Below are 25,326 nucleotides of genomic sequence, written 5' to 3' on the forward strand. Positions count from 1 at the left end.
GTCAGGCCGCCGTTTCCGGTGCGGTGTGCTCCGGAGCGATGCGTTCCTTCACCCAGGCATAGCCGTGCTGCTCCAGCTCCAGCGCCAGCTCAGGCCCGCCGGTCTCGACGATTCTGCCGTCGGCCAGAACATGCACCACGTCCGGGCGGATGTAGTCGAGCAGACGCTGGTAGTGGGTGATGACGAGGAACGCGCGGTCGGCCGAGCGCAGCGCGTTGACGCCATCGGCGACTGCCTTGAGCGCGTCGATGTCGAGGCCCGAGTCAGTCTCGTCGAGGATCGCGAGCTTGGGTTCGAGCAGGGCGAGCTGGAAGATCTCGTTGCGCTTCTTCTCGCCACCCGAGAAGCCTTCGTTGACGCCGCGATGCAGCAGCTCATCCTTCAGGTGCAGGACGGCCAGCTTCTCGCGCACCAGCTTGAGGAACTGCATTGAGTCCAGCTCGCCTTCGCCGCGCACCTTGCGCTGGGCATTGAGCGCGGTGCGCAGGAAGTAGGTGTTGTTCACGCCGGGGATCTCGACCGGGTACTGGAACGCCAGGAACACGCCGGTCGCAGCGCGCTCTTCCGGCTCCAGCGCCAGCAGGTCCTTACCTTCGAACGTCACCGAGCCCGACGTCACTTCGTAGCCCTCGCGGCCGGCAATGATGTTGCCGAGCGTGGACTTGCCGGCGCCGTTCGGGCCCATGATGGCGTGCACCTGGCCGGGCTGCAGTTCCAGCGTGAGACCCTTGAGGATCTCCTTGCCGGCTACGGAGACGTGGAGGTTTTCGATCTTCAGCATGTTCGTTCCGATTCTGTCTTGAGCCCCGCTCCCGCGTGCGGGAGAGGGGTTGGGATGAGGACCTTGCGAAAGAGCGGTCCTCGTCCGCCCTTCGGGCCCCTTCTCCCGCTGCGGGAGAAGGGAAAAGCAGGAGCGATCAGCCGACCGACCCTTCCAGCGACACTTCCAGCAACTTCTTCGCCTCAACCGCGAACTCCATCGGCAGCTCGCGGAAGACGCTCTTGCAGAAGCCGTCGACGATCATCGACACCGCGTCCTCTTCGCCGATGCCACGCGAGCGGCAGTAGAACAGCTGGTCCTCGCTGATCTTCGAGGTGGTCGCCTCGTGCTCGACGGTCGCGCTCGGGTGCTTCACCTCGATGTACGGGAAGGTGTGCGCGCCGCACTTCTTGCCGATCAGCAGGCTGTCGCACTGGGTGTGGTTGCGCGCGCCCTCGGCGTTGCCGAGCACCTTCACCAGGCCGCGATAGGTGTTCTGGCCGCGGCCGGCACTGATGCCCTTGCTGATGATCTTGCTCTTGGTGCGCTTGCCGACATGGATCATCTTGGTGCCGGTGTCGGCCTGCTGGCGATGGTGCGTCAGCGCGACCGAATAGAACTCGCCGACCGAGTCGTCGCCCAGCAGCACGCAGCTCGGGTATTTCCAGGTAATGGCCGAGCCGGTTTCGACCTGCGTCCAGCTGATCTTGCTGCGCGCACCTCGGCATTCGCCACGCTTGGTGACGAAGTTGTAGATGCCGCCGCGACCTTCCTCGTCGCCCGGGTACCAGTTCTGGACCGTGGAGTACTTGATCTCGGCGTCGTCCAGCACGACCAGTTCGACGACGGCCGCGTGCAGTTGGTTCTCGTCGCGCATCGGCGCGGTGCAGCCTTCGAGGTAGGAGACGTAGCTGCCTTCCTCGGCGACGATCAGCGTGCGCTCGAACTGGCCGGTCTCGCTGGCATTGATGCGGAAGTACGTGGACAGCTCCATCGGGCAGCGCACGCCCTTGGGAATGAACACGAAGCTGCCGTCGGAGAACACCGCCGAGTTGAGCGCGGCGAAGTAGTTGTCACCCGTCGGGACGACGCTGCCGAGGTACTTCTGCACGAGTTCGGGATACTCGCGGATGGCCTCGGACATCGAGCAGAAAATGACGCCCTTCTCGGCCAGTTCCTTGCGGTAGGTGGTGCCGACCGACACCGAGTCGAACACGGCGTCGACGGCGACGCCGGCCAGCTTGGCGCGCTCATGGAGCGGCACGCCCAGCTTCTCGTAAGTGTCGAGCAGTTCTTTTGGCACTTCGTCGAGCGAGGCGTACTTGGCCTTCGGCGCGCTGTAGTAGCTGATGGCCTGGAAGTCGATCGGTTCGATCTTCAGCTTGGCCCAGTGCGGCATCGGCATGGTCAGCCAGTGCCGGTAGGCGGCCAGGCGCCATTCCGTCATCCACTCCGGCTCGTCCTTCTTGGCGGAGAGCGCGCGGATGATGTCCTCGCCGAGGCCGGGAGGAAGGCTGTCGGATTCGATATCCGTAACGAAGCCGGCCTCGTACTTGCGGCCGAGTTGCTCATGGATTTCGCGGTTTTCAATTACTTCGGTGGCCATCGGGCTGCCTACTGCGTCAAGCATTGGCCAGGTGCAGTTCGATGCGCCTGGCCGTGTCTTCGGGGGGAGGGGGCGGAGCCAGCATCTGCGCCAGGGTCACGCCTCGCAGTGCATCGATCACGACGTCGTTGATGCGCCGCCAGTTGGCGCGCACACCGCAGGACTGCTCGATGCCGCAATTGCCGGCATGGACGCTGCACTCGGTCATACCGAGCGGCCCTTCCATCGCCTCGACGATCTCCAACAGGCCGATCGCTTCGGCGGCGCGGGCCAGGCGGTAGCCGCCATTGGCCCCGCGGAACCCCTCGACCAGTTCGGCCTGCGCCAGCGGCTTGAGCACTTTGGCGACCGTGGTCGGCTCAAGACCCGCGCGTTCAGCCAGTTCCGAGGCGCTGAGGACAGCGTCGGAATGGTGGGCGAGAACGGTCATGACGACCGTCGCGTAGTCGGTGAGCCTGGTGACGCGGAGCATGGCGCTTGGGGGAGGCGGTTAATCCGTACCGGAATTGTACGGTTTCGGCCTCCCGCGGCCAAGCGCCGGCTCCTGGTGGTTCAGTCGGCGGCCGGTCAGGCCTGTTCAGGCTTTCGGAGGCACCGCGGCCGGAAGGACCAGTTCGTAGTACGGGGCGGTCGGGTTCTGGCCGGGTGGGAGGTAGGCTGGGGCGGCTTCGCCGTCGGGGCCCAGCGACTTGATGAAGTGGTAGATGGCGCGGCGGTCATCTTCGTTCATGGCACGTACGTTGAAGTCCGGCATGACCGGCCGGGTGCGCAGGTTGGCCGTGTAGTCCATCCACTGTTTCTCGTCCATGCCGGCCGCGCGCAGGCGCAGGTTGCTGGCGTAGGTGGTGCCCCAGGGGCCCTTGAAGCCCACCCGCGAGCCCAGCAGCCACTGCGACTTGTCCATCTGCCCCTGGCTTTCCGGATATCCGGGGGTGTGGCAGTCGTTGCAGCCGCTGGTGCGGATCAGGTACTCGCCACGGGCGATCAGATCGGAGGCGGCCGCCGGAGCGGGCGACGCTGCAGGGGAGGTGGGCTCGTGGGCGCTGCCGGTGGCCTGGAGAGCGATCACGATGGCCAGGGCTGTGAGCGACAGGCCAAGGAGCAGGGGAGTTCTCATTGCAGTTGCTTTTGGTTTGGAGATACGTCGCCAACGCGACTCGTGCGCCAAACCGGTCAATGCGATGGCGGCTGCACGCCGATCCGGGTGAGAATGACCACCCGATCCTTTCCTCCGGAAGTCTGCATGTCGCGCAAAGTCGTCGCCCGTCGTTCCGCCATCCACGGCAACGGCGTCTTCGCTGTCGCACCGATCGCCAAGGGCGAACGCATCATCGAATACAAGGGCGTGCGCCGTACCCACGAGGAAGTCGATGCCGGCGAGAGCGGCGAGATCGATTCCGGGCATACCTTCCTGTTCACGCTCAACGACGAGTACGTCATCGACGCGAACTTCAAGGGCAACACCGCGCGCTGGATCAACCACAGCTGCTCGCCCAACTGCGAAGCGGTGCTGGACGAGGACGACGGCGACGACCGCCGCAAGGACCGGGTCTTCATCGAGGCGATTCGTACCATCCAGCCCGGTGAGGAACTGTCCTACAACTACGGCATCACGCTCGACGAGAAGCACACCAAGGAGCTGAAGAAGATCTGGGAATGCCGCTGCGGCTCCCCGAACTGCACCGGCACCATGCTGCAGCCCAAGAGCGAGAAGAAGAAAGCCAAGCGCGCCAAGAAGCTGGAAAAGGCCGCCAGGAAGCAGGAAGAACTGAAGGCCCAGGCCCGTAACGGCTGAGTCCAATGCCGGGCCTTCGCCCGGCGGCGCGGCACGTACCAACGGGCAATGGCGCGGCAAGGCGTGGCATTGCGACACTGCTGTCATGCGCCACGCGCAGCGTGTCGCCATCCGTCATCGTTGCAGGAGTCTCCATGAGCGCCATCCAGGGCAAGGTCGCGGTCGTCACCGGCGCGGCCAGCGGCATCGGCAGGGAAATTGCCTTTGAACTGGCCCGCGGCGGCGCCGCGGTCGCCATCGCCGATCTGAACGAGGCCGGTGCCCAGTCCGTCGCGGCGGACATCGTGAAAAACGGCGGCCGTGCGATCGGCCTGGCGATGGACGTGACCGACGAGGCAGCGGTGGACGCCGGCATCGCGCGCGTCGTAGCCGAACTGGGCGGGGTCGACATCCTGGTGTCCAATGCCGGCATCCAGATCGTCAACCCGATCGAGCAGTTCGCCTATGCCGACTGGAAAAAGATGCTGGCAATCCACCTCGACGGCGCCTTCCTGACCACGAAGGCCGTGCTGCCGCACATGTACGGCCCGGGAGCGTCGGGCAAGAGCCGTGGCGGGGTCGTGATCTACATGGGCTCGGTGCATTCGCACCTGGCTTCGCCGCTCAAGTCCGCGTACGTGACCGCCAAGCACGGCCTGCTTGGTCTCTCGCGCACGCTGGCGAAGGAAGGCGCCAAGCATGGCGTGCGCAGCCACGTGGTGTGCCCGGGCTTCGTCCGCACGCCGCTGGTCGACAAGCAGATCCCCGAGCAGGCCCGTGAACTGGGCATCAGCGAGGAGGAGGTGGTCAGCCGGGTGATGCTGGGCAATACCGTCGATGGCATCTTCACCACGGTGCAGGACGTCGCCCAGACCGTGCGCTTCCTCACGGAATTCCCGACCGCCGCGCTTACCGGACAAAGCTTCGTGGTCAGCCACGGCTGGCACATGCAGTAGTAAGGCCGTATATCTGCCCACAGAACCGCATCGCCAAGCATCTTGCGATGCCGCTGGCAACCGTTTGGTTGCCATGACTAAAGCCAGTCGGTGACTTCCCCCGTGCGCGGTTAGTCTGCGCACCGCTCGAGCGCGTTCGCGCCCTGAGCCACGACAAACATCCCAGTACGGCTGCACAAGGGCCCCTCATCATTCGACGAGGGCCCGACGGCGGCCGTTTCCCCCGCCTGGCGAGAACTCCGAACGATGCGTGCCCTGTTGATCCTGTCCCTGTTGGCTGCCCTGTCCGCTCCCGCGGCGGCGGTGGAGATCGATGGCCGCATAGACCCCGCCGAGTGGCAGGGCGCGCACCACGTGACCGATTTCCGCAAGACCCAGCCGCTGTCGCGCGAGCCCGGCACGCTGGCGACCGAAGCCTGGGTGCTTGCGACGCCGGACGGCCTCGCCGTCGCATTCCGCAACCTGCAGCCGCCGGAAACGCGTACCCGCCAGAAGGTGCAGCGCGATTTCGAGGAGCAGGTCGACCGCGTGAACCTGATGGTCGATTTCGACGGCGACGGCCGCACGGCTTACGACTTCACCATCGCCTCGACCGGAGGTATCGCCGATTCGGTCGTCACCAACGAGAACCAGTTCAACGACGACTGGGACGGCCAGTGGCTGCACGCGGTCAGCGAGGACGCGGCCGGCTGGAATGTCGAGATGCTGATCCCGTGGTACACCGCGCCAATGCGCAACGGCGAGAACGGCATGCGCAGGATCAAGGTCTATCTCGACCGCGTGATCGGCTCCACCGGCGAGCGCTCGGCCTGGCCGGCGGCGAGTTTCGAGACCCCGCGCTTCATGTCCGATTTCTCGCCACTCGAGATCCCGTTGTACAGCCAGTCGCTGCTGGCGATCACGCCTTATGCGTCGGGCCTGTACGACAACGTCGCGCACGCCAGCGACTTCGATGCCGGCGCCGACATCTTCTGGAAGCCCAACGGCCAGTTCCAGCTGACCGCGACGCTCAACCCGGACTTTGGCCAGGTCGAGAGCGACGACCTGGTCATCAACTTCAGCGCCACCGAAGCGTTCATCAGCGACAAGCGCCCGTTCTTCACCGAGAACCAGGGCATCTTCGAGTTCACCACGCCCTCGGACTTCAGCCAGTTGCTGTACACACGGCGCGTTGGCGCGCCCGCCGACGACCACAGCGGGGAGGCCGGCGACATCACCGGCGCGGTCAAGCTCAACGGCAGCTTCGGCGCGACCAAGTACGGCGTATTCGCCGCCGAAGAGGCGGATGAAGTAGGCCGTACGTTCGCCGCGCTCCGGGTGGTGCGCGACTTCACCACGCAGAATCTCGGTGCCATGGTGACCCACGTCGACCGGCCGTTCCTGGATCGCGAGGCGACGGTGGCCGGCATCGACCAGAACTGGCGCCCGACCGAGCGGCTGAGCCTGCAGACGCGCGTGATCGGCAGCCAGATTGACCAGGCCGGCGAGACCACGCGCGATTCGGGCTTCACCACCTGGATCAAGTACGAGATGGACGATGGCTGGCGCCAGGAATGGATCGGCATGCACTTCGGCAACGATCTGCAGATCAATGACTTCGGCTACCTGTCTCGCAACAGCACCAACTACGGCCACTGGGAGTTGCGCCGGCGCTTCGCCGACCTGCCGGCGGAGTCGCGCTATGCATCGAAGGAATGGCGCTGGCGCGCGAGCACCAACCACAACGACCACGGCGAGCGTCTGTCCAACCAGTTCCGCATCAGCCGGCAGGGCAATCTGCGCAACGGCAGCTTCGAGTACATGCAGCTCAACGTGAACAGTGCCGGTGTCAGCGACCTGCTGACGCGCGGGCACGGTTCGGTGAACGTGCCGCCGAGCTTCAATGCGCATTACGAATACGACCGGCCGCGCAAGGGCGACTGGGGGTTCGAGGTCCTGGCCGACGTGTTCACCGGAGGCATCGCAGGGAACGACAAGATCGGCTTCGATGTCGAGGCCACCCCGACCTACTTCATCAACGATGCCTTCAGCGTCTATGGCGGCGTGTACTACGAGCAGATTCCCGCCTGGCTGGTCTGGCAGAACGACAACCTGATCGGCGAGTTCGACGAGCACTGGCTGCAGTTCAACGCCGGCCTCGACTGGATCATGACCGACCGTCACGAGCTTCGCGTCAAGCTGCAGGCGATCGGGCTGGACGCGCAGTTGAGGCAGGGCTATAGGGTCGACGCTGCTGGCAACTCAATCCCCACCGCGGACCCGATCGACGACTTCAGCGTGCGCAACCTCGGGTTCCAGGTCCGTTACCGCTACGAGCTGGCGCCGCTGTCGTACCTCTACGTCGTCTACGGTCGAGGCGGCTACGAGCAACTGCCGATCTCCGAGGAAACGCCAGACCTCGTGCGCGACAGCCTGGAACTGCGCGACGACGAGCAGTTGCTGGTCAAGCTGAGCTACCGATTCGAGATCTGATCGCCGACCGACGGCCAGCTGCACGGTTCGATGATCCCGAACAGGCCGTCGCGGCGCGTCCGGCGGCCGAGCTTGAGCAGTTCGTCGTCGCGGCTGACCAGCCAGTGCGCGCCGGCGTCGCGCGCCAGGCTCAGGAACTTCTGGTCGTCTGGATCGGCGCAGCGCGGCAACGGTGTGGCGCCGGCAGGCTCCTTCGCATCCACGCATCGCACCAGGGCATCGAAGGCCGACATCGCCGCGCCGCGCGCGGCATCGTCGATGGCGAGCTGCGGATAGCGCAGCACCCTCAGCCATTCCTCGCGGCACGCGCTGTCGGTCACCGCCGCTACTTCGCCCGACCGCATCGCCGCCAGCAGTGCCGCCGCACGCGCGTCGCGGAACAGGAACAGGTCCAGGCAGGCGTTGGTGTCCAGCACGATCCGCGGCACGATCTGCGCCATGCCACCTTCGCCGGATGCGGCCGGCCGGTCTTCCATGGGCTTACTGGCTGACTTCGCGCAGGTCGGCGGAGGCTATGCGCCAGGCGCGCTGTTCTGCCGTGGAGCCGTCGACCACGGCGCGGCGCAACGTGTAGGCGCCGACGAAACGGCGCTCGCGGCCGTCTTGTCCGGTGGCGGTGAAGGCGACCGGCACTTCGACGAAGCGCGATCCGGCCGCGGCTTCGACCCGGCTGGGCGCCATGATTTCCACGGATACGCCACTGGTGTTGTCGAAGCCGCTGGCGAACTGCTGCGGCGACTGGCCGCTGGCGCGGCCGTTGTCGGACCACAGTGCATAGGCACTGTTGAAATTGCGGCTGTTGATGGCCGCGTAGTAGTCGCGCACGACGGCCACGGCATCCTGAGGCGTGGGTTCCTCAGCTGCCGGCGCTTCAGCGCCGCCGGCGTCGTCCACGGTGGCGGCCGTGCCGTCTCCCAGCGGTGAACCGTCCTCCGCCGTGCTCTCGGGCAGGATCGGATTGCCGTTCTCGTCCAGCGCGATTTCCTGCGGCTGAACTTCCGGCGGCAGGCCGACCTGGCCGGGTCCTGGCTTGTCCGGCATGCCGGTGACACTGCCGCGGGCATTGGCCTGCGGCGCCGGCAGCGCCTCATCGGCAACGCCGTCCACGCGGGCGGCGGCCTTCTTGTCGCCGCCACACGCGGTCAGCAGTACGGACAGGCAGAGCAGGGCAAACAGGGGCCGGAGTTGGAGGTGCATGTCATTGATCGAGGTGGACGGTCACGTGCCCGTTCGAGATCTCGGTCGCACCGATGCGGCGCGAACCGAGCCTGTCGAGCAGGCTGTTATCGAAGCGGTACACGGGCTCCTGCCGCGAGTAATCGCTGAGCCAGGCATTGAGGAGGGCGCGGGAGCTGCTGTTCATTACGCCCCCCAGCGCCGGAACGTCGACATTTTCGATCATCGGCTGGTCCAAGTGCAGCCCCCGCGTCGACGGGTCGTAGCGCAGCGCGCTGCTCAGGGCGAAGCGGCCGGAGGGCTGGCTGCTGTCGCTGCCCAGCGCTCCCAAGCCGATGTCGAAGTCCAGGCGCAGGCGGCTGCTTCCTTCCGGGATCGACAGGCGAGGGTTCATCAGCGTCATCGACACCAGTCCGCCGAGCTTGTCGTAGTGCTTCGGGAAGTTGCGGTTCAACGACTGCTGCAATTGCTGCTGGCTGAAGCTCACGTCGTTTCCGAGCAGGGCGCCGACGGTCGAACAGCCGGTCAGCAAGGCGCCCACGGCCAGCAGGCCGGCGGCTAGGGAGAGGAAGTGGCGTCGCGCGTTCATCGCAGGCTCCATCAGGACTGGCCGAACGATACGCGCGACAGCTGAGCGGCGATAGCCGCGGATTGCAAACGATGGGACCGATCCTGCTACAAGGCCGGGTTGACTTACTGCGGAGGACGGACCTACGGCAGATGTGCCCAGCTCCTGGCCCTGGACGCCACGGATCGCACCTGGTTGAGGCCCTTGGCCAGCCGATCCACACCCGAGTAGATGATGTCGCGGCTGGAGGTCGGATGGGATTTGCCCAGCAGTTCCAGGCCCGATGCCTTGATCGAATCCAGCAACTGGGACTGCTCCGGCGGTCGCGGATGCAGCCTGGCTTTCCTCAGGATGCGATTCATCTGGTGAACGTGCGCGCGCCGATCCAGATCGCGTGCGCAGATGTGGATGCTCGCACTGATCGAGATGTCCGATCCATTGCGGACCCAATGCGGCGCCAGCGGCGGATGGTGCACTCCCATCCCCGGCACCAGCCGGAAGCACCGGCCGCGAGGCTGGAACTCCTCGCGGTAACGGGCCGCGTTGGTTTCGCCAAGATAGAAGCGTTCGATCTCGTCTGTCGGCAACAGTTCGCGATCATGAGGGTCGAACAGGTAGACGTCCTTCTCCCCGGAGATCTGGCACAGGAAGTTCGCGTCATGATCGATGTGGTAGGGGGTTACCAGGTGGGGCGAGGCGATGAACATCGAAAGATGGACCATCGTGACGCCGCCCAGGATCGTGTGCCCGAGCAAGGCTTCGGTATCGGCTACCACTTCCTGGCAAAGATCGTCGTAATCCCGATCGACCGCGCTGACGTTGCTCAGCTTGATGAACAAGGCAGAGTCGCGAAGCTCTTCGAACGCCGATAGCGACTTCGGCCGCTCCACTTCGCTCGAGTACGGCTTGGCGACGTCGTACCCGCCATCACGGACGCTGAAGCGGTTGCCTATTCCAGCATGGATCATCCGCTCCGCGGCGACGGCAAGGCGTGGCAGCGAGAACAGCGGATTGTCCGCCAGCCGGTGGTGCAGCAGGAAGGCGCGGTCGCCGAACGAGGCGATGAAGCGATCGCGGTCGCCCTCGTCGAACACGGCGAATTGGTGGCCCGCATCGGTATGTTCGCTCGCGAAAGTAGCGGCCACGTGTACTCCCCGTGTCGCGGGCAGGAATGCGAATCGAGCCGCGCGACGCAACAGAATCAGGAACAGGCTGTGAATCTATCACCGCGGCGACGGCCCAAGGTTCGCGCGGCGGGGGATGTATAGGGTGAGGGGTGCGGGTGTTGCGGCGCGGACTCAGTTCCCGGGCGTCGGCGGTGCGGGCTGCGGTTTCGCCGAACCCGGCTTGGCAGTCGGTGACGCGGCCTTGGACTTTCCCTTGTTCGTCTTCTTGTTGGGCTTCGCAGTCGCCGCAGCGTCGGCTTTCTGCACTGGGGCGGACGGCGGCAATGGCAGCGGCGGCGGTGCGCGCGTGCCGGTCGCGTAACGCACGTAGTTGCGGTAAAGAAATTGCACCGCCGGCGTGCCGTCCAGATTGTGCGCGGCCGTCCCTCCCTGTCGCGGCTTGAGCACGGCGAACCAGCGATTCGCGCCGGCGATGTCGCGGTCGGTCAGCGGCCGGCCCTGCGCGTCGGTGGCAATGATCGACAGCGTCACGGCATGGTTGACGTTGCCACCGATCCCGTAGAGCCGGCGGTGCTCCGGATCGGTCTTGACCACGAGGTCGCAATGCAATCCCAGCGAGCCACTGGTCATGCCGCGGACGTCGGCGATCGACGAGAACGTGCTCGTGCCGCGCGCGGTGCAGATCAGGTCGCCTGCAGCCGGGATGGTTTCGCCGACGTCATAGGCGACGTAGGCATGGGACGGATCGTTGCCATCGCGCGCGCGTACCGCCGCCAGCACGTAGTCGATATGCGAGCCGCTGCGACGGAACTGCTGGGGCGCCCAGCCCGCCTCGCAGGCCAGCCAGGAGATGAACGCCGCCGACCACGGCATCGCCCATCCGGCCTCATTCCATCCGTAGTTGACCACGCTCTGCACGCGCAACGCTTCCTCGCTGCCGGTGGCGGCCCAGTAGCCGGCGATCGTCGCGCGCACCGCGCTGTCGTCTTCCATCATGCCCAGCCGCGGCGCGTGCCGAAGCACGCGATCGCCGATCGAGGCGTTGCTGCGCGAGGAGATGATGTCGATGACTTCGCCGGGCGATACCAGACGCGGCACGATCGCCGCAGGCTCCACCGACAGATCCAGCACGGGCAGGCCGAAGTAGGCCCATTCCGCGGCCGCGAGGTCGATCATCCGCGTGCGCGGATCGCCGGTGGCAGCGGGCATCGACGGACACGAACTGATTGCCGTGGTATAGCCGGGTGCGAGCGCCTGGGTGTAGCCGCTGCCCTCGCGCCGGTACAGCGGCTCGTAAGTATCGGGGCCGGTCCGCACCATCATCGGCGTGCTGCGCGTGTACTGGACGCGCAGTGCCGGGTCAGGCGATCCGGCTGGACGCAGAAAGTTGGGAATCGTGCGGCTCGTCCCTGCAACCTGGGCCCGTGCGAGTGGCGGTACGACCGCCACCAGTGCCGCCGCCAGCAGTACCACGACCGGGAGGTCCCTGAGGCAGTGTCGCATCGCGCATCCTGGCGGCGGGGAGGGATGCCAGCTTCGGTCACGCCATGTGAAGCCGGCATCGCGCCAAGGTTGCGCTAATCCTCGTCGGCCTTGGGCTTGTACGCCTCCACGAGCTTCTGCTGGACGTTGGCCGGGACCGGCTCGTAATGGCTGAAGTCCAGCGAGTAGCGCCCGCGTCCGGCCGTGACCGATTTCAGTTCGGCGGCATAGCCTTCCAGTTCCGACAAGGGCACCTGCGCGCGCACGATGATCTCGTTGCGCACCGAGTCGGTGCCGCTGATGCGTGCCCGCTTGCTCGCCAGACCGCCGCTGATGTCGCCCATGTGCTGCTCGGGCGCGTTGACCTCCAGGTCCACGATGGGCTCCAGCACCTGCGGCCGCGCCTTGCCTATCGCGTCGAGGAAGGCCTTCTTGCCGGCGGCGACGAAGGCGACCTCCTTGCTGTCGACCGGATGGTGCTTGCCGTCGTAGACGATGACGCGCACGTCCTGGATCGGGTAACCGGCCAATGCGCCGCTGCGCAGGACCTGGCGCACGCCTTTTTCGACCGCGGGCAGGAACTGGCCCGGGATCGTGCCGCCCTTGACCTCGTCGACGAACTCGAAACCGGTGCCGCGCGGCAACGGCTCGATGCGCAAGAACACTTCGCCGAACTGGCCCGCGCCGCCGGTCTGCTTCTTATGGCGGTGGTGGCCCTCGGCCTTGCCGCTGACGGTTTCGCGATAGGCGATGCGCGGCGGGCGCGATTTGACCTCCACGCCGTAGCGGTCCTTCAGGCGCTCCAGATTGATGCGAAGGTGCAGGTCGGACAGGCCGCGGATGACGGTCTCGTTGGTTTCGATCTCATGCTCGACGACGAAGCATGGGTCCTCCTCGGCGAGCTTGTGCAGGGCCGTGGTCAGCTTCTGCTCCTGGCCCTTGCTGGCTGCGTCGATCGCGAGGCCGAACATCGGCTTGGGGAAGTCGAGCGGGGACAGGCGGATCTCATCCTCGTCGTGGCTGTCGTGCAGCACCGCATCGAAATGCAGGTCGTCGACTTTCGCGATCGCGGCGATGTCACCGGGAATGGCCTGCTCGATCTCCACGTGGTCCTTGCCGCGCAGCTTGAACAGATGGCCGACCTTGAACGGCTTCTTCCCGTCATCGACGAACAACTGCGTGTCGCGCTTCACCGTGCCCTGGTAGACGCGGAAGATGCCGAGCTTGCCGACGAAGGGGTCGTTGATGATCTTGAAGACATCGGCGACGACATGCGCCTTCGGATCGGGAGAAGCGTGGATGCGCTGGCGCTCCGCGCCTTTCTCGAACGGGGGCTCGTTCGCCTCGGCGGGATTGGGGAACCACTGCTCGGCGACCTCCAGCAGTTCCTTCACGCCAGTGCCCGTGCGGGCGGAACAGAACAGCACCGGCACCAGGTGTCCTTCGCGCAGGCACTGCTCAAACGCGTCGTGCAGTTCCTCGCCAGTCAGGCCTTCCTCGCCGAGGTCGAGGTAGTGCTCCATGACCGACTCGTTGATCTCGACGATCTGGTCGATGATCTTCTGGTGCCAGTCGGAGACCGGGCCGAGGTCGCTGTCGCCGGCCGTGTTTCCGAGGCAACCGATCACGCGCTTGCCGCCGTCGGCGGGCAGGTTGAGCGGCAGACATTCGGTTCCGAACGCTTCGCGCAGGTCGTCGAGCACGCGTGCGGCCGCTGCGCCCTCGTGGTCGATCTTGTTGATCACCAGCACGCGGCAGAGGTTTCGGCCCTTGGCGTACTCCATCATCCGGCGCGTGCCGTATTCGACGCCGCTGCCGGCATCGACCACGATCGCCACCGTTTCCACCGAGCCGAGCGCAGACAGCGCCGGACCGCGGAAATCCGGGTAGCCGGGCGTGTCGATCAGATTCACATGAATGCCTGCGTGGTCGATGCTCGCGATCGCCGCGTCGATGGAGTGGCCTCGCTGCTTCTCGATCGGATCGAAGTCGGAGACCGTGCTGCCGCGTTCGATGCTGCCTGCCGTCTGGAGTGCGCCGCCGGCTTGCAGCAGGGCTTCGAACAGCGTGGTTTTGCCGGCGCCGGGGTGGCCTGCCAAGGCCACGTTGCGGATGGATGCTGTGCTGTACGACATGAGGCCGTCTCTCCCTGGACTGGGTCGAAAGAGGCCGTCATGGCTGTCCGCGTCGGAAGCCCTGCCGTCCGAGCAGGCGCTCGGCGGGCGGTCATGGCGGGGCCGGCATCGCGCCGGGATCGCAAGCCTCCCGCAAGGCTCGGGGCGGGTCAAGCGGTCGCGAGGCATTGGCCGGTCCGGCGACGGGTTGCCACCCCTCTCACGACCCAACCGGTAGGCTGTTGCGTCCCCCTCGATGGAGCCGTGACATGGGTTTCAAGCGTTACGCGGAAGCGATCTGGCAGGGTGACCTGCAGGCCGGCAAGGGTTCGATGAGCACGCCCCAAAGCGGCCTCTTCGCCGGGCAGAACTACTCCTTCAAGACCCGCTTCGGGGACGAGAAGGGCACCAATCCCGAGGAATTGCTGGCCGCCGCCCATGCCGGCTGCTTCAGCATGGCCTTGTCGGCGGTGCTGGGAAAATCCGGCTTCACGCCGGACCGCATCGAGACCCGCGCCGAGGCCACGATGGAGCCGGGTATGGACCCGGGCCCCACCATCACGGGCGTGCACCTGATCGTCAGCGCCAGGGTGCCGGGACTCACCCCCGAACAGTTCCAGCAGATTGCCGAGGCAGCCAAGGCAGGCTGCGTGATCTCGCGCGCCCTCTCCGTGCCGGTGTCGCTGACGGCGACCCTGCAGGGTTGAGCGGGGTGTCTGGGCCGCGCGGCCGGCAGGCGGCGCGGCCATGACCGTCAGGCAGGCGTTGATGTTGCACGGGGCCGGTGGCGGCGCGTGGGAGTGGAGCGTGTGGCGGGCGGTGTTCGCGGCGCACGGCATCGAGGCCGTGGCCGAGGACCTGCGTCCGGCCGCATCCGGCCTCGCCGCCACCGGATTCGACGATTACGCGGCGCAGGTCGCGGCGGCGCTGGCTTCTCTCCCGCGTCCGCGAGCGCTGGTCGGTGCCAGCCTGGGCGGACTGCTCGCGATGGCGTGCTCCACGCAGGCCGATGCGCTGGTCCTGGTGAATCCGATGCCACCGGCACCGTGGGCCGGCCGGATGCCGGCGAAGGATCGGGGCGACATCGTGCACTGGGCGCGTGACGCGCGGCTGGCGACGACGCGCAGGGCGCTGCCCGATTCCGACGACGCCACCGCGCTGCATGCGCTGCGGCGCTGGCGCGACGAGTCCGGGGCGGTACTGCGCGCGGCGCAGCAGGGCATCGAAGTCGCCGTGCCGGCTTGCCCGGTGCTGTGCATCGCGTCCGGCAGCGACGAGGACGTGCCCGCCGCTCTGACCGAAGCGTTGGCGGACGCGTGGAATGCCACCTTGTTGCGACTGCCGCAGGCCAGTCACGTCGGCCCGTTGCTCGGCCGCGATGCCGCCTCGGTGGCGACGCAGGCGGCGGTCTGGCTGTCGGCGAGGTAAACCCGCTTCCGGCTTCACGCCGCAAGCCCGCTGGATTCAGCAGGGGTTGCTGGCTGCGATTCGACGATCCGCTCGCGCCATTCCGGCGTGGGAGTCCACGAATGAATCGCCCGCTCGTCAGTCCTCTGCAGGCCCTGGCCGTCCTGGTGCTGTCCGGTGCCTCGGTGGTGGGTTCGGCCCAGACGTATTCCAGTCCGGGCTCCTATGGCCAGCCGGTTTATGGCCAGAGCAGCCAGGTCGACTACGCCCGCGTGATCCGCGTCGATCCGGTCTTCGACCGCTACTCGACGTCGACCTCGCAGCGCTGTTACGAGCGTCCGACCTACGTCAACGGAAGCAATGGTTACGGCGGCTACGAAGATGGCAGTTACCGCGGCGATGACGGCTACTACGACCAGTACGGCAACTACCGGCGCAATACCGCAGGCACGGAAACCGGTCGCACGGTGGCGACGGTGATCGGCGGCATCGTCGGCGCCGCCGTCGGAAGCCAGGTCGGCGGTGGCAGCGCCCGTTACGCGACCTCCGCGATCGGCTCGATGGTGGGCGGCATGGCGGGGCGCCAGATCTACGAGCAGAGCAAGCGCGACAACGACCGCGTCGGCGCGGTGCGCGTGTGCGATCCGGTGCCGGTCGGAAATGGCTATCCAACAGGCGACCGCAACAGCAGTGCCTACGACGTCACCTACGAGTACGCCGGGCGCACCTACACCACGCGCACGAATTACCACCCCGGCGACCGCATGCGCGTGCGGGTCGACGTGCGGCCGGAATAAGAGAGTGAGAGAGGGTGAGGGAGCGAGGGGCCAGGGAAGGCCCCTTTCTTTTCCGGTGTCCTGACGGGGCCGGAAGGCTCAGGGCCAGTCGATGGTTCCGCGCACCACGTTGCAGACCTGGCCGCCGGACCACACGTCGCCATCGGCATCGACACGCAGGTGCAGACGCGCGTCGAAACCCACTTCGCGGCCCTGGCTGACGGTGTAGCGACCGCCGCTGCCGGGCAGGGCGCGGTTGTGGCTGAGCCAGGCGGCCAGCGTCGCGTTGGCCGCGCCCGAGGCGGCGTCCTCGAAGCGCGCCGGCGCGCCGACGAAGGCGCGGACGACCAGGCCGTAATCGCGTCCCGCATCGGCCCGGGCGAACGCGCACAGGCCCATGCTCTCGGTGCCTTCGGCCAACGCGGCGACGGCGTCCCAATCCGGCGTGGCGCCGCGCAGAGCCGACTCGCTGGCCAGTTCCACAATCCACCAGCGGCGCCCGCCGTCCATCAGGGCCGGCGGCAACGTGCCGGGAGTCAGTCCGCGCATGGCCGCCGCCAGGCGCGGGGCTGGATGTTCGGCGATCTCGACCACGCGTGCGTGCGGCGTGCGCACCGAGATCCGGCGCTGCGCGCCTTCGCCTTCCACCGCCAGCGGCAGCAGTCCGGCCACGCCCTCCTGCAGCAATTGACCGCCGTTCAGTTGCGCCAGGCCTGCCTCCAGCACGACATGGGCGGTGCCGACGCTGGGATGCCCGGCGAAGGGCACCTCGCGGCGCGGGCTGAACATGCGGATGCGGTAGCTGGCGCCGGCTTGGGACGGAGGAAACACGAACGTGGTTTCCGGCAGCCGCGTCCAGCGGGCGATCGCCTGCATGGCGGCGTCGTTCAGCCCATCTGCGTCGAGAACCACGGCGAGGGGATTGCCGGCGCCGGGACGGTCGGCGAAGACGTCCAGTTGCAGGTAGCGGCGGAGGGTCATCGGGTGGGGAACCGAGCGGACATGGGTGGGGGGTTCGACTGGGATTATTCGACTAGAATCGCGGTCTTTATGCTGCACCGCGCCGCCGTCTGCCGGCGGGTGCGTCATTCTAGGTGCTGTCCGGGCCGCGTGCCCGGACGGTTGCAGACGTAATCAACCCAATCATCGACCAGATCGAAATATCACGAGGGCAGTTGCGGTGGCGGAAGTGAATCGCTGGGTAGTACTCAAGTTCGGCGGCACATCGGTGTCTCGCCGGAATCGTTGGGACACCATCGGACGCCTCGCCTCCAAACGCATGGCCGAAGACGGTGCGCGCGTGCTGGTCGTGGTGTCGGCGCTGTCGGGCGTGACCAACGAGCTGCAGGCGATCGCCAATGGTGATGCGATCGATGCGCGCATCGCCGCCCTGGTCGAGCGCCACCGCGCGTTCTGCGCCGAGCTCGATCTCGATCCCGATTCCGTGCTCGGCGAACGCCTGGCCGCGTTGCAAGCACTCGCCGGTGATGCGCGCGCGCCGGAGCGCACGCTCGACTGGCAGGCGGAAGTGCTGGCGCAGGGCGAGCTGCTGTCGTCCACGCTGGGCGCCGCCTACCTGCGCCGGCAGGGGCACGATTTCGGCTGGTGCGATGCGCGCCAGTGGCTCGACGCCGTGTCGTTGCCCAATGCCAGTGCCTGGGCTCAGCGCCTGTCGGTGAACTGCCGTCTCGATGGCGATCGCGGCTTCGCCGAACGCTTCGCGGTGCAGCAGGCGCCGATGCTGCTCACCCAGGGCTTCATTGCGCGGCATGGAGACGGCGGTACGGCCATTCTCGGACGCGGTGGTTCCGATACGTCGGCGGCGTACTTCGGCGCGTTGCTGAAGGCGCAGCGCGTGGAGATCTGGACCGACGTGCCGGGCATGTTCAGCGCCAACCCGCGCGAAGTGCCCGATGCACGCCTGCTGACGCGCCTGCATTACGCCGAAGCGCAGGAAATCGCCACGACCGGCGCCAAGGTGCTGCACCCGCGCTCGATCGCACCGTGCCGCGACGCCGGTGTGGCCATGGCCATTCTCGACACCGAGCGTCCCGAACTGCCCGGCACGCGCATCGACGCGAGCGCCGCGACCGTCCCGGGCGTCAAGGCGATCAGCCGGCGCAACGGCATCGTGCTGGTGTCGATGGAAAGCATCGGCATGTGGCAGCAGGTCGGCTTCCTGGCCGACGTGTTCGAGCGCTTCAAGCGCCACGGCCTGTCGATCGACCTGATTGGTTCCTCGGAAACGAACGTCACCGTCTCGCTCGACCCGAGCGAGAACCTGGTCAACTCCAACGTGCTGGAAGCGCTCAGCGCGGACCTGGCCGAAGTGTGCCGGGTCAAGGTGATCGCGCCGTGCGCGGCGATCACGCTGGTCGGCCGCGGCATGCGTTCGCTGCTGCATCGCCTGTCGGACATCTGGGCGACGTTCGGGCGCGAGCGCGTGCACCTGATCTCGCAGTCGTCCAACGACCTCAACCTGACCTTCGTCATCGATGAAGCCGATGCCGATGGCCTGCTGCCGCACCTGCACGCCGAGCTGATCCGCAGCCGTGCGATGCCGGTTCGCGACGACACCGTGTTCGGCCCGAGCTGGCGCGAGATCGCGCATGGCAAGCCGCAGCGTGCACCGGCGTGGTGGCGCGGCCGCCCCGAGCAGTTGCTTGCGCTCGCGCAGCAGGGCACGCCGCGTTACGTCTACGATCTGGATACCGTCCGCGAGCGCGCCCGCTCGCTGAGCGCGGCGAACGCGGTCGACCGCTGCTTCTACGCGATCAAGGCCAATCCCCACCCGGCCATCCTGCGCACGATAGTCGAGGAGGGCTTCGGCCTGGAGTGCGTGTCGCTGGGCGAAATCGAGCACGTCTTCGCCACGCTGCCGCAGATCGATCCGGGCCGCGTGCTGTTCACGCCGAGCTTCGCGCCTCGCCGCGAGTACGAGGAAGCTTTCGCGCGCGGCGTGACCGTCACGCTCGACAACATCGAAGCGTTGCAGCGTTGGCCGGAAGTATTCCGCGGCCGCACGATCTGGCTGCGCATCGACCTCGGCCACGGCGAAGGCCACCACGAAAAAGTCCGCACCGGTGGGGTGGCGGCAAAGTTCGGTCTGCCGATGACGCGCTTCGATGCCTTTGTCGAGCACGCACGCAAGCTCGGCATGCGCATCAGCGGCCTGCATGCACATCTGGGCAGCGGCATCGAGGATCCGCAACACTGGCGTGGCGTGTACGCGCACCTGGCCGGCCTGGCCGACAACGTCGGCACGATCGAGAGCATCGACATCGGCGGTGGCCTGCCGATCCCGTACACGCCGGAATCGCCGGAGTTCGACCTGGGGCTATGGCGCGCCGGGCTCGAGGAGATCAAGGCGGCCTATCCGCGCTACGGGCTGGTGATCGAGCCGGGCCGTTACCTGGTGGCCGAGAGCGGCGCGCTGCTGCTCACCGTCACGCAGACGGTGGAGAAGGACGGCGTGCTGCGCATCGGCTGCGACGGCGGCATGAACGCGCTGATGCGCCCGGCGATGTACGAGGCCTACCACGGCATCTTCAACCTGAGCCGGCTCGACGATGCGGTCACCGCGACGTTCGACGTGGTCGGCCCGATCTGCGAGAGCAGCGACGTGATCGGTCGTGGCCGCACGCTGCCGCTGGCGACCGCCGAGGGCGACGTGATGCTGGTTGCCGATGCCGGCGCCTACGGCATGGCGATGGCCAACACCTACAACCTGCGGGCCCTGCCGGCAGAGGAAATCATTGAATGAGTGAGTGGAAATTCAACCGCGATGCCATCCGGGCATTCCGGTTCGTACGCTGCGGCTTCGATGCCCAGTCCGGTGTCGCGCAGCTGGTGTACGCCTTCGACGACGGCCCGGAACTGATTGAGACGATCACGGTGCCCGGCGCGCCGTTCGCGCTGGACGGCGCGCGCGCCGCCGCGGTCGAGCGCGCGCTGCGGCTGCTGCACCTGATCACCGGCGTCAGCTACTACAAAGCCGCGGTTCCGGAGGAAATCCGCATCGACAGCTACGCCATCGATGCAGATACCGCTGCGTTCCTGGAAACCATCTACGTCAACGGACTGGGCGAGTTCGCGTACCGCAACGGCTTGAACCTGCACGGCAGGATCAAATTCCCGCATGGCGAAACCGCGGCGCCCGCCGCGCCGGTGCTCGGCCTGCGCGAGCACGCGCTGGTGGCGATCGGCGGCGGCAAGGATTCGCTGGTCAGCATCGAGGCACTGCGTGCACTGGATGTCGCGCAGACCGTGACCTGGATCGGCGGCTCGCAGCTGATCCGCGCCTGCGCCGAGCGCACCGGCCTGCCGACGCTCAACATCGGTCGCGCGCTGGCGCCGCAGCTGTTCGACTACAACCGTGAAGGCGCTTGGAACGGCCACATCCCCGTGACGGCGGTGAACTCGGTGATCATGGTGCTGGCGGCGCTGCTGCATGGCGTCGACCAGGTCGTGTTCTCCAACGAGCGTTCGGCCAGTTACGGCAGCCTGATCGAGGGCACCGGCGAGGTGAACCACCAGTGGTCGAAGGGCTGGGCGTTCGAGTCCGCCTTGGGCGACTACATCCAGCGCGAGATCGCAGCCGACCTTCATTACTACTCGCTGCTGCGTCCGCTGAGCGAACTTGCCGTGGCGCGCCAGTTCACGCGCACCGACCGGTACGACGCGCACTTCAGCAGCTGCAACCGCAACTTCCACATCCTCGGCGAACGCCCGGCCAACCGCTGGTGCGGTGTCTGCCCGAAGTGCCACTTCGTGTTCCTCGCGCTGGCGCCGTTCATGCCCAAGCCGCGCCTGATGGGCATCTTCGGCCGCAACCTGCTCGACGACACGGCGCAGACCGGCGGCTACGACGCGCTGCTGGAGTTCCAGGACCACAAGCCGTTCGAGTGCGTCGGCGAGGGCCGTGAATCGCGTGCGGCGATGGCCGCGTTGGCCGGGCGCCCGGAATGGCGCGAGGACGCGCTGGTCGAGCGGTTCGCGCAGGAAATCCGTCCGCAGCTCGATGAAGCCGACCTGCGCATCGAGCCGCTGCTCGTCATCGACGACGAGCAGCGGATTCCGCCGCGCCTGTGGGAACGACTGCGTGCGCACCTCGCCGCTTAAGTTCGGGCAACTCGAGGACAGCAAGGTCGCGCTCTGGGGCTGGGGCCGCGAGGGTCGCGCCGCGTATCGGGCGATCCGCTCACGCCTGTCGGCACTGCCGCTCACGCTGTTCTGCAATGCCGAAGAGGCGGCCGAGGCCGCTGCGCTCGGCGATGCGCATCTGGCGACCGAAACGGACGCCAGCGCGGAACGGTTGTCGGCCTTCGATGTGGTCGTGAAGTCGCCTGGAATCAGCCCGTATCGGGCGGAGGCCGTGACGGCCGCTGCTGCGGGAACGCGTTTCATCGGCGGCACCGCGCTGTGGTTCGGCGAGCATGCCGGCGCCGATGGCGTCGTCCCGCGCACCATCTGCGTGACCGGTACCAAGGGCAAGAGCACCACCACCGCGCTGCTGGCGCACCTGCTGCGCGCTGGCGGCCATGTCACCGGGCTGGCCGGCAACATCGGCCTGCCGCTGCTCGAGGTGCTCGATGTCGCGCAGCCGCCGGAATTCTGGGTGATCGAGCTGTCGAGCTACCAGACCGGCGATGTCGCCCACAGCGGCGCGCATCCGCAGGTCGCGGTGGCGCTGAATGTGTTTCCCGAGCATCTGGACTGGCACGGTTCGGAAGCGCGCTATGTCGAAGACAAACTGCGCCTGCTGACCGAGGCCGCGCCGCGGGTCGCGATCATCAACGCCAACGACAAGCGCCTCACGGCGTTGTCGCTGGCGGACAGCGACGTGCGTCGCTTCGCCGATGCACAGGGTTGGCATCTGCGCGAGGACGACCTTTACCGAGGCGACGATTTCGTGATGGATACGCGCTCGCTGCCGCTGCCGGGGCGCCACAACCGCGGCAACTTGTGCGCCGTGCTGACCGCGATCGAGGCGTTGGGCCTGGATGCGAAGAAGCTGGCGCCGCATGCAGGGTCGTTCCGGCCGCTACCGCACCGGCTGCAGACGCTCGGTACCCGCGACGGCGTCGCCTACGTCAATGATTCGATCAGCACCACGCCGCACGCGAGCCTCGCCGCGCTGGACTGCTTCGGCAACCGCCGCGTCGCCATCCTCGTCGGCGGCCACGACCGCGGCCTGCCGTGGGAGGAGTTCGCCGATGCGATGCGCACGCACGCACCGCTGGCGGTGATCACCATGGGCCAGAACGGGCCGCGTATCCACGCGCTGCTGGAGCCGGTGGCAGCACAGGGCGGTTTCCATCTCGGCGCGGCGAACGATCTCGCCGACGCGATGACGCAGGCGCAGGCCGCGCTGGGCGGCGAGGGCGTCGTGCTGCTGTCGCCGGGCGCGCCGAGCTTCGGCATGTATCGCGATTACGTGGCGCGCGGCCGGCATTTCGCAGAGCTGGCCGGCTTCGATCCGGACATGATCAGCGCCATTCCGGGACTCGGCATCGCCTGACCCGCGCGGGGGGCGCCTTCACGTCGGGGCGGCAGGCGGGGCGGCTAGTCTGCTCGCACCCGACAGGAGAGCCGCCATGCGCCGTCTCGTTTCCGCAGCCAGCCTGGCGTTGAGCGCCGTTTTGTTGCCCGCCCACGCGGCGATGCAGGCCAATCCGGTGGAGTGGAGCATCGGCAAGGACTCCTACACCGGCATCCTGGTTTACGACGACGCCAATGCGATCAAGCGCCCGGGCCTGGTGATGGTGCCGGACTGGAAGGGCATCACGCCCGCTGCGATCGAGCGCGCCCGGCAGTTCGCCGGCGACGACTACGTGGTGCTCGTAGCTGACATGTATGGGACGAAAATCCGGCCGAAGAACGACGACGAGGCCGGAAAGGTGGCCGGTCCGCTGCGCGATGACCGCCCGGTGCTGCGCGCGAGGATGGAAAAGGCGGTCGACGTCCTGAAAGCGCAGGCCGGCAAGGCGCCGGTCGATGCGACCAGGGTTGGGGCGTTCGGCTTCTGCTTCGGAGGCACTTCCGCTTTGGAGCTGGTGCGCGGAGGCAGCGAAGTCGCCGGCGTGGTCAGCTTCCACGGCGCCCTCTCCACGCCACTCCCGGCCAAGGACGATTCGGCACGCACCCCGGCGCTGGTCCTGAACGGTGCCGACGACCGCAGCGTCACCGACGAGGACATCGCCAGTTTCGAGAAGGAGATGGATGCGGCCGGCGCCGATTGGCAGTTCGTCAACTTCAGCGGTGCCGTGCACTGCTTCGCAGTGCCCGAAGCCAACAACCCGCCGGGCTGCGTCTACGACCCCAAGGCATCGCGACGCGCGGAAAAAATGATGCGCGACTTCTTTGACGAGCGTTTCGCGGCCGCCAGGCCGTGAGAGGACCTGCCGCCGCGATCAGTGGTCGCGGCTGACGGCGTAGCGGGCCAGGCCGCGCAGTGCCATCGTGTAGTCATTGTCCGCGATGCCGTCGAGCGCGCGCTCGGCGGCTTGCGCGTACTCGCTGGCGCGGCGGCGGCTGTAGTCGAGGCCGCCGGTGGCGTGGATTGCCGCCAGGACCTCCGGCAGCGCGCCGGTGTCGCCATGCTCGATCGCGTGCCGCAGGCGAGCGCAGGTGGACTCGTCGCTGTGGGAGATCGCATGGATCAGCGGCAGCGTGGCCTTGCCCTCGGCCAGGTCGTCGCCCAGGTTCTTGCCCAGCGTCTGCGCATCGGAGGCGTAGTCCAGGACATCGTCGGCGATCTGGAACGCGTACCCGAGGTTGAGCCCGTAGTCGTGCAGGGCATCGCAGGTCGCCTCGTCGGCACCCGACAGCAGGGCGCCCAGACGAGTCGCGGCCGCGAACAGCACCGCCGTCTTGCGCTCGATCACCCGCAGGTACGCGGCCTCGTCGGTGTCCGGGTTGCGCACGTGCAGCAACTGAAGCACCTCGCCCTCGGCGATCTGGTTGGTGGTGTCGGCCAGGATCTGCATGACCGCCATCCGCTCCAGCTCGACCATCAGCTGGAAGCTGCGCGAGTACAGGAAGTCGCCCACCAGCACGCTGGCAGCATTGCCCCAGACCGCGTTGGCGGTCTTGCGGCCGCGGCGCAGGTTGGATTCGTCGACGACGTCGTCGTGGAGCAGGGTGGCGGTGTGGATGAACTCGACGACCGCGGCGAGCTGGTGCGCATCCGGTCCGCGGTGGCCGAGCGCTCCGGCTGCCAGCAGGAGCAGCATCGGACGAAGCCGCTTGCCGCCGGCGCCGATGATGTACTCGGAGACCTGGTTGATCAGGACGACGTCCGAGGCCAGCCGTCGCCGGATCAGCGCATCGACCGCCGCCATGTCCTCCCGGGCCAGGGACTGGATCGCCACCAGGTCGGGGACGGGCAGGGTCGGGGTCGTGGATTGCATGGGCGGACCGGCTCGATGGAGGCCGGATTATACGGCGTCGCCGAACGGCCGCCCCCGGCTCCGTCAAGGGAATCGCCTACATGCCACGAAGTGCCGGGCCGACCCCGCGGCGGCCCGTTATACTCCAATGTCAGTCGCCAGCCCCGGCGGCACAGCGAAGGACACACGAACCCATGGCACGCGGCATCAACAAGGTCATCCTGGTCGGCAACCTCGGCAACGACCCCGAAACGAAATACACCCAGGGTGGCATGGCGGTGACCAAGGTCAGCCTGGCGACCACCAGCGTGCGCAAGGATCGTGAAGGCAATACGCAGGAGCGCACCGAATGGCACCGCGTGACCTTCTTCGGCAAGCTCGGCGAGATCGCCGGCGAATACCTGCGCAAGGGCAGCCAGGTCTACGTCGAAGGTTCCATCCGCTACGACAAGTACACCGGCCAGGATGGTACGGAGCGCTATTCGACCGACATCATCGCCGACGAGATGCAGATGCTCGGTGGCCGCGCCGGTGAGGGTGGCGGCGGTGGCGGTGGCGGTGGAAGCCGCGGCGAGTACCGCGGCGGCGGCGAGCGCCAGTCGCGTCCGCCGGCGCGCCAGGAAGCGGCCCCGCGCCGCGAAGCCCCGCCGGCCAAGTCCAACGATTTCGCCGACGATTTCGCCGACGACGACATCCCGTTCTGATCCCGATCGCATGA

General features: G+C 67.2%; 22 protein-coding genes and 1 pseudogene. 11 read left to right on the forward strand and 12 right to left on the reverse strand.

What is annotated here, in order from left to right; translation table 11 throughout:
- Nucleotide 1: 1 nt before the first annotated feature.
- From sufC to IU514_RS01535, 4 genes are all read right to left on the reverse strand, one after another.
- Nucleotides 2–781, reverse strand: a complete 780-nt coding sequence (gene sufC, locus IU514_RS01520) for a Fe-S cluster assembly ATPase SufC (protein WP_194929295.1) — start codon at nt 779–781, stop codon at nt 2–4.
- Between the two features lie 136 nt (nt 782–917).
- Nucleotides 918–2,366 (reverse strand): Fe-S cluster assembly protein SufB, encoded by a 1,449-nt coding sequence (gene sufB, locus IU514_RS01525; RefSeq protein WP_194929296.1) that lies wholly within the window; start codon nt 2,364–2,366, stop codon nt 918–920.
- Nucleotides 2,367–2,382: 16 nt separating this feature from the next.
- On the reverse strand, nt 2,383–2,838 hold the full coding sequence (locus tag IU514_RS01530) for an SUF system Fe-S cluster assembly regulator (RefSeq protein WP_194929297.1): 456 nt from the start codon (nt 2,836–2,838) through the stop codon (nt 2,383–2,385).
- Nucleotides 2,839–2,943: 105 nt separating this feature from the next.
- Nucleotides 2,944–3,483 carry a c-type cytochrome gene (locus IU514_RS01535; protein WP_194929298.1) on the reverse strand — a complete coding sequence of 180 codons (540 nt, stop codon included), beginning with the start codon at nt 3,481–3,483 and terminating at the stop codon, nt 2,944–2,946.
- 126 nt (nt 3,484–3,609) lie between these two features.
- On the opposite strand from IU514_RS01535, the pseudogene IU514_RS01540 reads away from it, so the two are divergent.
- From IU514_RS01540 to IU514_RS01550, 3 genes and pseudogenes are all read left to right on the forward strand, one after another.
- A pseudogene (locus IU514_RS01540) lies at nt 3,610–4,071 on the forward strand (SET domain-containing protein); the annotation flags it as partial.
- 224 nt (nt 4,072–4,295) lie between these two features.
- Nucleotides 4,296–5,096 carry a 3-hydroxybutyrate dehydrogenase gene (locus IU514_RS01545; RefSeq protein WP_194929300.1) on the forward strand — a complete coding sequence of 267 codons (801 nt, stop codon included), beginning with the start codon at nt 4,296–4,298 and terminating at the stop codon, nt 5,094–5,096.
- Between the two features lie 246 nt (nt 5,097–5,342).
- Complete coding sequence (locus IU514_RS01550) at nt 5,343–7,568, forward strand: DUF5916 domain-containing protein (protein WP_194929301.1); 2,226 nt, start codon at nt 5,343–5,345, stop codon at nt 7,566–7,568.
- Here IU514_RS01550 and IU514_RS01555 read toward each other — a convergent pair.
- The 6 genes from IU514_RS01555 to fusA form a co-directional block, all read right to left on the reverse strand.
- Nucleotides 7,550–8,044 carry a PIN domain-containing protein gene (locus tag IU514_RS01555; protein WP_228760398.1) on the reverse strand — a complete coding sequence of 165 codons (495 nt, stop codon included), beginning with the start codon at nt 8,042–8,044 and terminating at the stop codon, nt 7,550–7,552. The two genes, IU514_RS01550 and IU514_RS01555, sit on opposite strands and share 19 nt — an antisense overlap.
- Before the next feature lie 4 nt (nt 8,045–8,048).
- The gene (locus IU514_RS01560) at nt 8,049–8,765 is read right to left on the reverse strand and encodes a Cif family virulence factor (protein ID WP_194929302.1); all 717 of its coding nucleotides are present in this window, start codon (nt 8,763–8,765) and stop codon (nt 8,049–8,051) included.
- Between the two features lies 1 nt (nt 8,766).
- Complete coding sequence (locus IU514_RS01565; RefSeq protein WP_194929303.1) at nt 8,767–9,333, reverse strand: DUF1439 domain-containing protein; 567 nt, start codon at nt 9,331–9,333, stop codon at nt 8,767–8,769.
- A 122-nt stretch (nt 9,334–9,455) separates the two neighbouring features.
- Nucleotides 9,456–10,457 (reverse strand): cupin-like domain-containing protein, encoded by a 1,002-nt coding sequence (locus IU514_RS01570; protein WP_194929304.1) that lies wholly within the window; start codon nt 10,455–10,457, stop codon nt 9,456–9,458.
- Nucleotides 10,458–10,610: 153 nt separating this feature from the next.
- Nucleotides 10,611–11,942 carry a DUF2272 domain-containing protein gene (locus IU514_RS01575; protein ID WP_194929305.1) on the reverse strand — a complete coding sequence of 444 codons (1,332 nt, stop codon included), beginning with the start codon at nt 11,940–11,942 and terminating at the stop codon, nt 10,611–10,613.
- A gap of 74 nt (nt 11,943–12,016) precedes the next feature.
- Nucleotides 12,017–14,056, reverse strand: coding sequence for an elongation factor G (gene fusA, locus IU514_RS01580; protein ID WP_194929306.1), 2,040 nt, complete (start codon nt 14,054–14,056; stop codon nt 12,017–12,019).
- A gap of 248 nt (nt 14,057–14,304) precedes the next feature.
- Between fusA and IU514_RS01585 the strand changes: the two genes are divergently transcribed.
- The 3 genes from IU514_RS01585 to IU514_RS01595 all read left to right on the forward strand — a co-directional run bounded on the left by IU514_RS01585 (nt 14,305) and on the right by IU514_RS01595 (nt 16,239).
- On the forward strand, nt 14,305–14,742 hold the full coding sequence (locus IU514_RS01585; protein ID WP_194929307.1) for an OsmC family protein: 438 nt from the start codon (nt 14,305–14,307) through the stop codon (nt 14,740–14,742).
- 40 nt (nt 14,743–14,782) lie between these two features.
- On the forward strand, nt 14,783–15,463 hold the full coding sequence (locus IU514_RS01590) for an alpha/beta hydrolase (protein WP_194929308.1): 681 nt from the start codon (nt 14,783–14,785) through the stop codon (nt 15,461–15,463).
- Between the two features lie 101 nt (nt 15,464–15,564).
- On the forward strand, nt 15,565–16,239 hold the full coding sequence (locus IU514_RS01595; RefSeq protein WP_194929309.1) for a glycine zipper 2TM domain-containing protein: 675 nt from the start codon (nt 15,565–15,567) through the stop codon (nt 16,237–16,239).
- Between the two features lie 78 nt (nt 16,240–16,317).
- Here IU514_RS01595 and IU514_RS01600 read toward each other — a convergent pair whose 3' ends face one another.
- The gene (locus tag IU514_RS01600) at nt 16,318–17,199 is read right to left on the reverse strand and encodes a PhzF family phenazine biosynthesis protein (protein ID WP_194929310.1); all 882 of its coding nucleotides are present in this window, start codon (nt 17,197–17,199) and stop codon (nt 16,318–16,320) included.
- Nucleotides 17,200–17,398: 199 nt separating this feature from the next.
- On the opposite strand from IU514_RS01600, the gene IU514_RS01605 reads away from it, so the two are divergent.
- The 4 genes from IU514_RS01605 to IU514_RS01620 all read left to right on the forward strand — a co-directional run bounded on the left by IU514_RS01605 (nt 17,399) and on the right by IU514_RS01620 (nt 23,612).
- Nucleotides 17,399–19,981, forward strand: a complete 2,583-nt coding sequence (locus IU514_RS01605) for a bifunctional aspartate kinase/diaminopimelate decarboxylase (RefSeq protein ID WP_194929311.1) — start codon at nt 17,399–17,401, stop codon at nt 19,979–19,981.
- A complete protein-coding gene (murL, locus tag IU514_RS01610) occupies nt 19,978–21,339 on the forward strand; it encodes a UDP-N-acetyl-alpha-D-muramoyl-L-alanyl-L-glutamate epimerase (protein ID WP_194929312.1) in 1,362 nt (453 codons plus the stop codon). Before IU514_RS01605 ends, murL begins: the two co-directional genes overlap by 4 nt.
- Entirely contained in the window at nt 21,320–22,738 is a 1,419-nt protein-coding gene (gene murD, locus IU514_RS01615; RefSeq protein WP_386760443.1) for a UDP-N-acetylmuramoyl-L-alanine--D-glutamate ligase, read from the forward strand. Before murL ends, murD begins: the two co-directional genes overlap by 20 nt.
- Before the next feature lie 76 nt (nt 22,739–22,814).
- A complete protein-coding gene (locus IU514_RS01620) occupies nt 22,815–23,612 on the forward strand; it encodes a dienelactone hydrolase family protein (RefSeq protein WP_194929314.1) in 798 nt (265 codons plus the stop codon).
- An 18-nt stretch (nt 23,613–23,630) separates the two neighbouring features.
- Here IU514_RS01620 and IU514_RS01625 read toward each other — a convergent pair whose 3' ends face one another.
- Nucleotides 23,631–24,629: a polyprenyl synthetase family protein gene (locus IU514_RS01625; protein ID WP_194929315.1), complete on the reverse strand. Its 999-nt coding sequence runs from the start codon at nt 24,627–24,629 to the stop codon at nt 23,631–23,633.
- Nucleotides 24,630–24,802: 173 nt separating this feature from the next.
- Between IU514_RS01625 and ssb the strand changes: the two genes are divergently transcribed.
- Nucleotides 24,803–25,312, forward strand: coding sequence for a single-stranded DNA-binding protein (gene ssb, locus IU514_RS01630; RefSeq protein WP_194929316.1), 510 nt, complete (start codon nt 24,803–24,805; stop codon nt 25,310–25,312).
- The last annotated feature ends 14 nt before the right edge of the window (nt 25,313–25,326 follow it).

The organism is Lysobacter niastensis (genome assembly GCF_015453285.1).
In the GTDB taxonomy this organism is placed as follows: Bacteria; Pseudomonadota; Gammaproteobacteria; order Xanthomonadales; family Xanthomonadaceae; genus Lysobacter_J; species Lysobacter_J niastensis.

Excerpts from the sequence above, each read along its gene's own strand:
- sufC (WP_194929295.1), bottom strand. The coding sequence starts at position 781 with ATGCTGAAGATCGAAAACCTCCACGTCTCCGTAGCCGGCAAGGAGATC.
- sufB (WP_194929296.1), bottom strand. The coding sequence starts at position 2,366 with ATGGCCACCGAAGTAATTGAAAACCGCGAAATCCATGAGCAACTCGGC.
- IU514_RS01530 (WP_194929297.1), bottom strand. The coding sequence starts at position 2,838 with ATGCTCCGCGTCACCAGGCTCACCGACTACGCGACGGTCGTCATGACC.
- IU514_RS01535 (WP_194929298.1), bottom strand. The coding sequence starts at position 3,483 with ATGAGAACTCCCCTGCTCCTTGGCCTGTCGCTCACAGCCCTGGCCATC.
- IU514_RS01545 (WP_194929300.1), top strand. The coding sequence starts at position 4,296 with ATGAGCGCCATCCAGGGCAAGGTCGCGGTCGTCACCGGCGCGGCCAGC.
- IU514_RS01550 (WP_194929301.1), top strand. The coding sequence starts at position 5,343 with ATGCGTGCCCTGTTGATCCTGTCCCTGTTGGCTGCCCTGTCCGCTCCC.
- IU514_RS01555 (WP_228760398.1), bottom strand. The coding sequence starts at position 8,044 with ATGGAAGACCGGCCGGCCGCATCCGGCGAAGGTGGCATGGCGCAGATC.
- IU514_RS01560 (WP_194929302.1), bottom strand. The coding sequence starts at position 8,765 with ATGCACCTCCAACTCCGGCCCCTGTTTGCCCTGCTCTGCCTGTCCGTA.
- IU514_RS01565 (WP_194929303.1), bottom strand. The coding sequence starts at position 9,333 with ATGAACGCGCGACGCCACTTCCTCTCCCTAGCCGCCGGCCTGCTGGCC.
- IU514_RS01575 (WP_194929305.1), bottom strand. The coding sequence starts at position 11,942 with ATGCGACACTGCCTCAGGGACCTCCCGGTCGTGGTACTGCTGGCGGCG.
- fusA (WP_194929306.1), bottom strand. The coding sequence starts at position 14,056 with ATGTCGTACAGCACAGCATCCATCCGCAACGTGGCCTTGGCAGGCCAC.
- IU514_RS01585 (WP_194929307.1), top strand. The coding sequence starts at position 14,305 with ATGGGTTTCAAGCGTTACGCGGAAGCGATCTGGCAGGGTGACCTGCAG.
- IU514_RS01590 (WP_194929308.1), top strand. The coding sequence starts at position 14,783 with ATGACCGTCAGGCAGGCGTTGATGTTGCACGGGGCCGGTGGCGGCGCG.
- IU514_RS01595 (WP_194929309.1), top strand. The coding sequence starts at position 15,565 with ATGAATCGCCCGCTCGTCAGTCCTCTGCAGGCCCTGGCCGTCCTGGTG.
- IU514_RS01600 (WP_194929310.1), bottom strand. The coding sequence starts at position 17,199 with ATGACCCTCCGCCGCTACCTGCAACTGGACGTCTTCGCCGACCGTCCC.
- murL (WP_194929312.1), top strand. The coding sequence starts at position 19,978 with ATGAGTGAGTGGAAATTCAACCGCGATGCCATCCGGGCATTCCGGTTC.
- IU514_RS01620 (WP_194929314.1), top strand. The coding sequence starts at position 22,815 with ATGCGCCGTCTCGTTTCCGCAGCCAGCCTGGCGTTGAGCGCCGTTTTG.
- IU514_RS01625 (WP_194929315.1), bottom strand. The coding sequence starts at position 24,629 with ATGCAATCCACGACCCCGACCCTGCCCGTCCCCGACCTGGTGGCGATC.
- ssb (WP_194929316.1), top strand. The coding sequence starts at position 24,803 with ATGGCACGCGGCATCAACAAGGTCATCCTGGTCGGCAACCTCGGCAAC.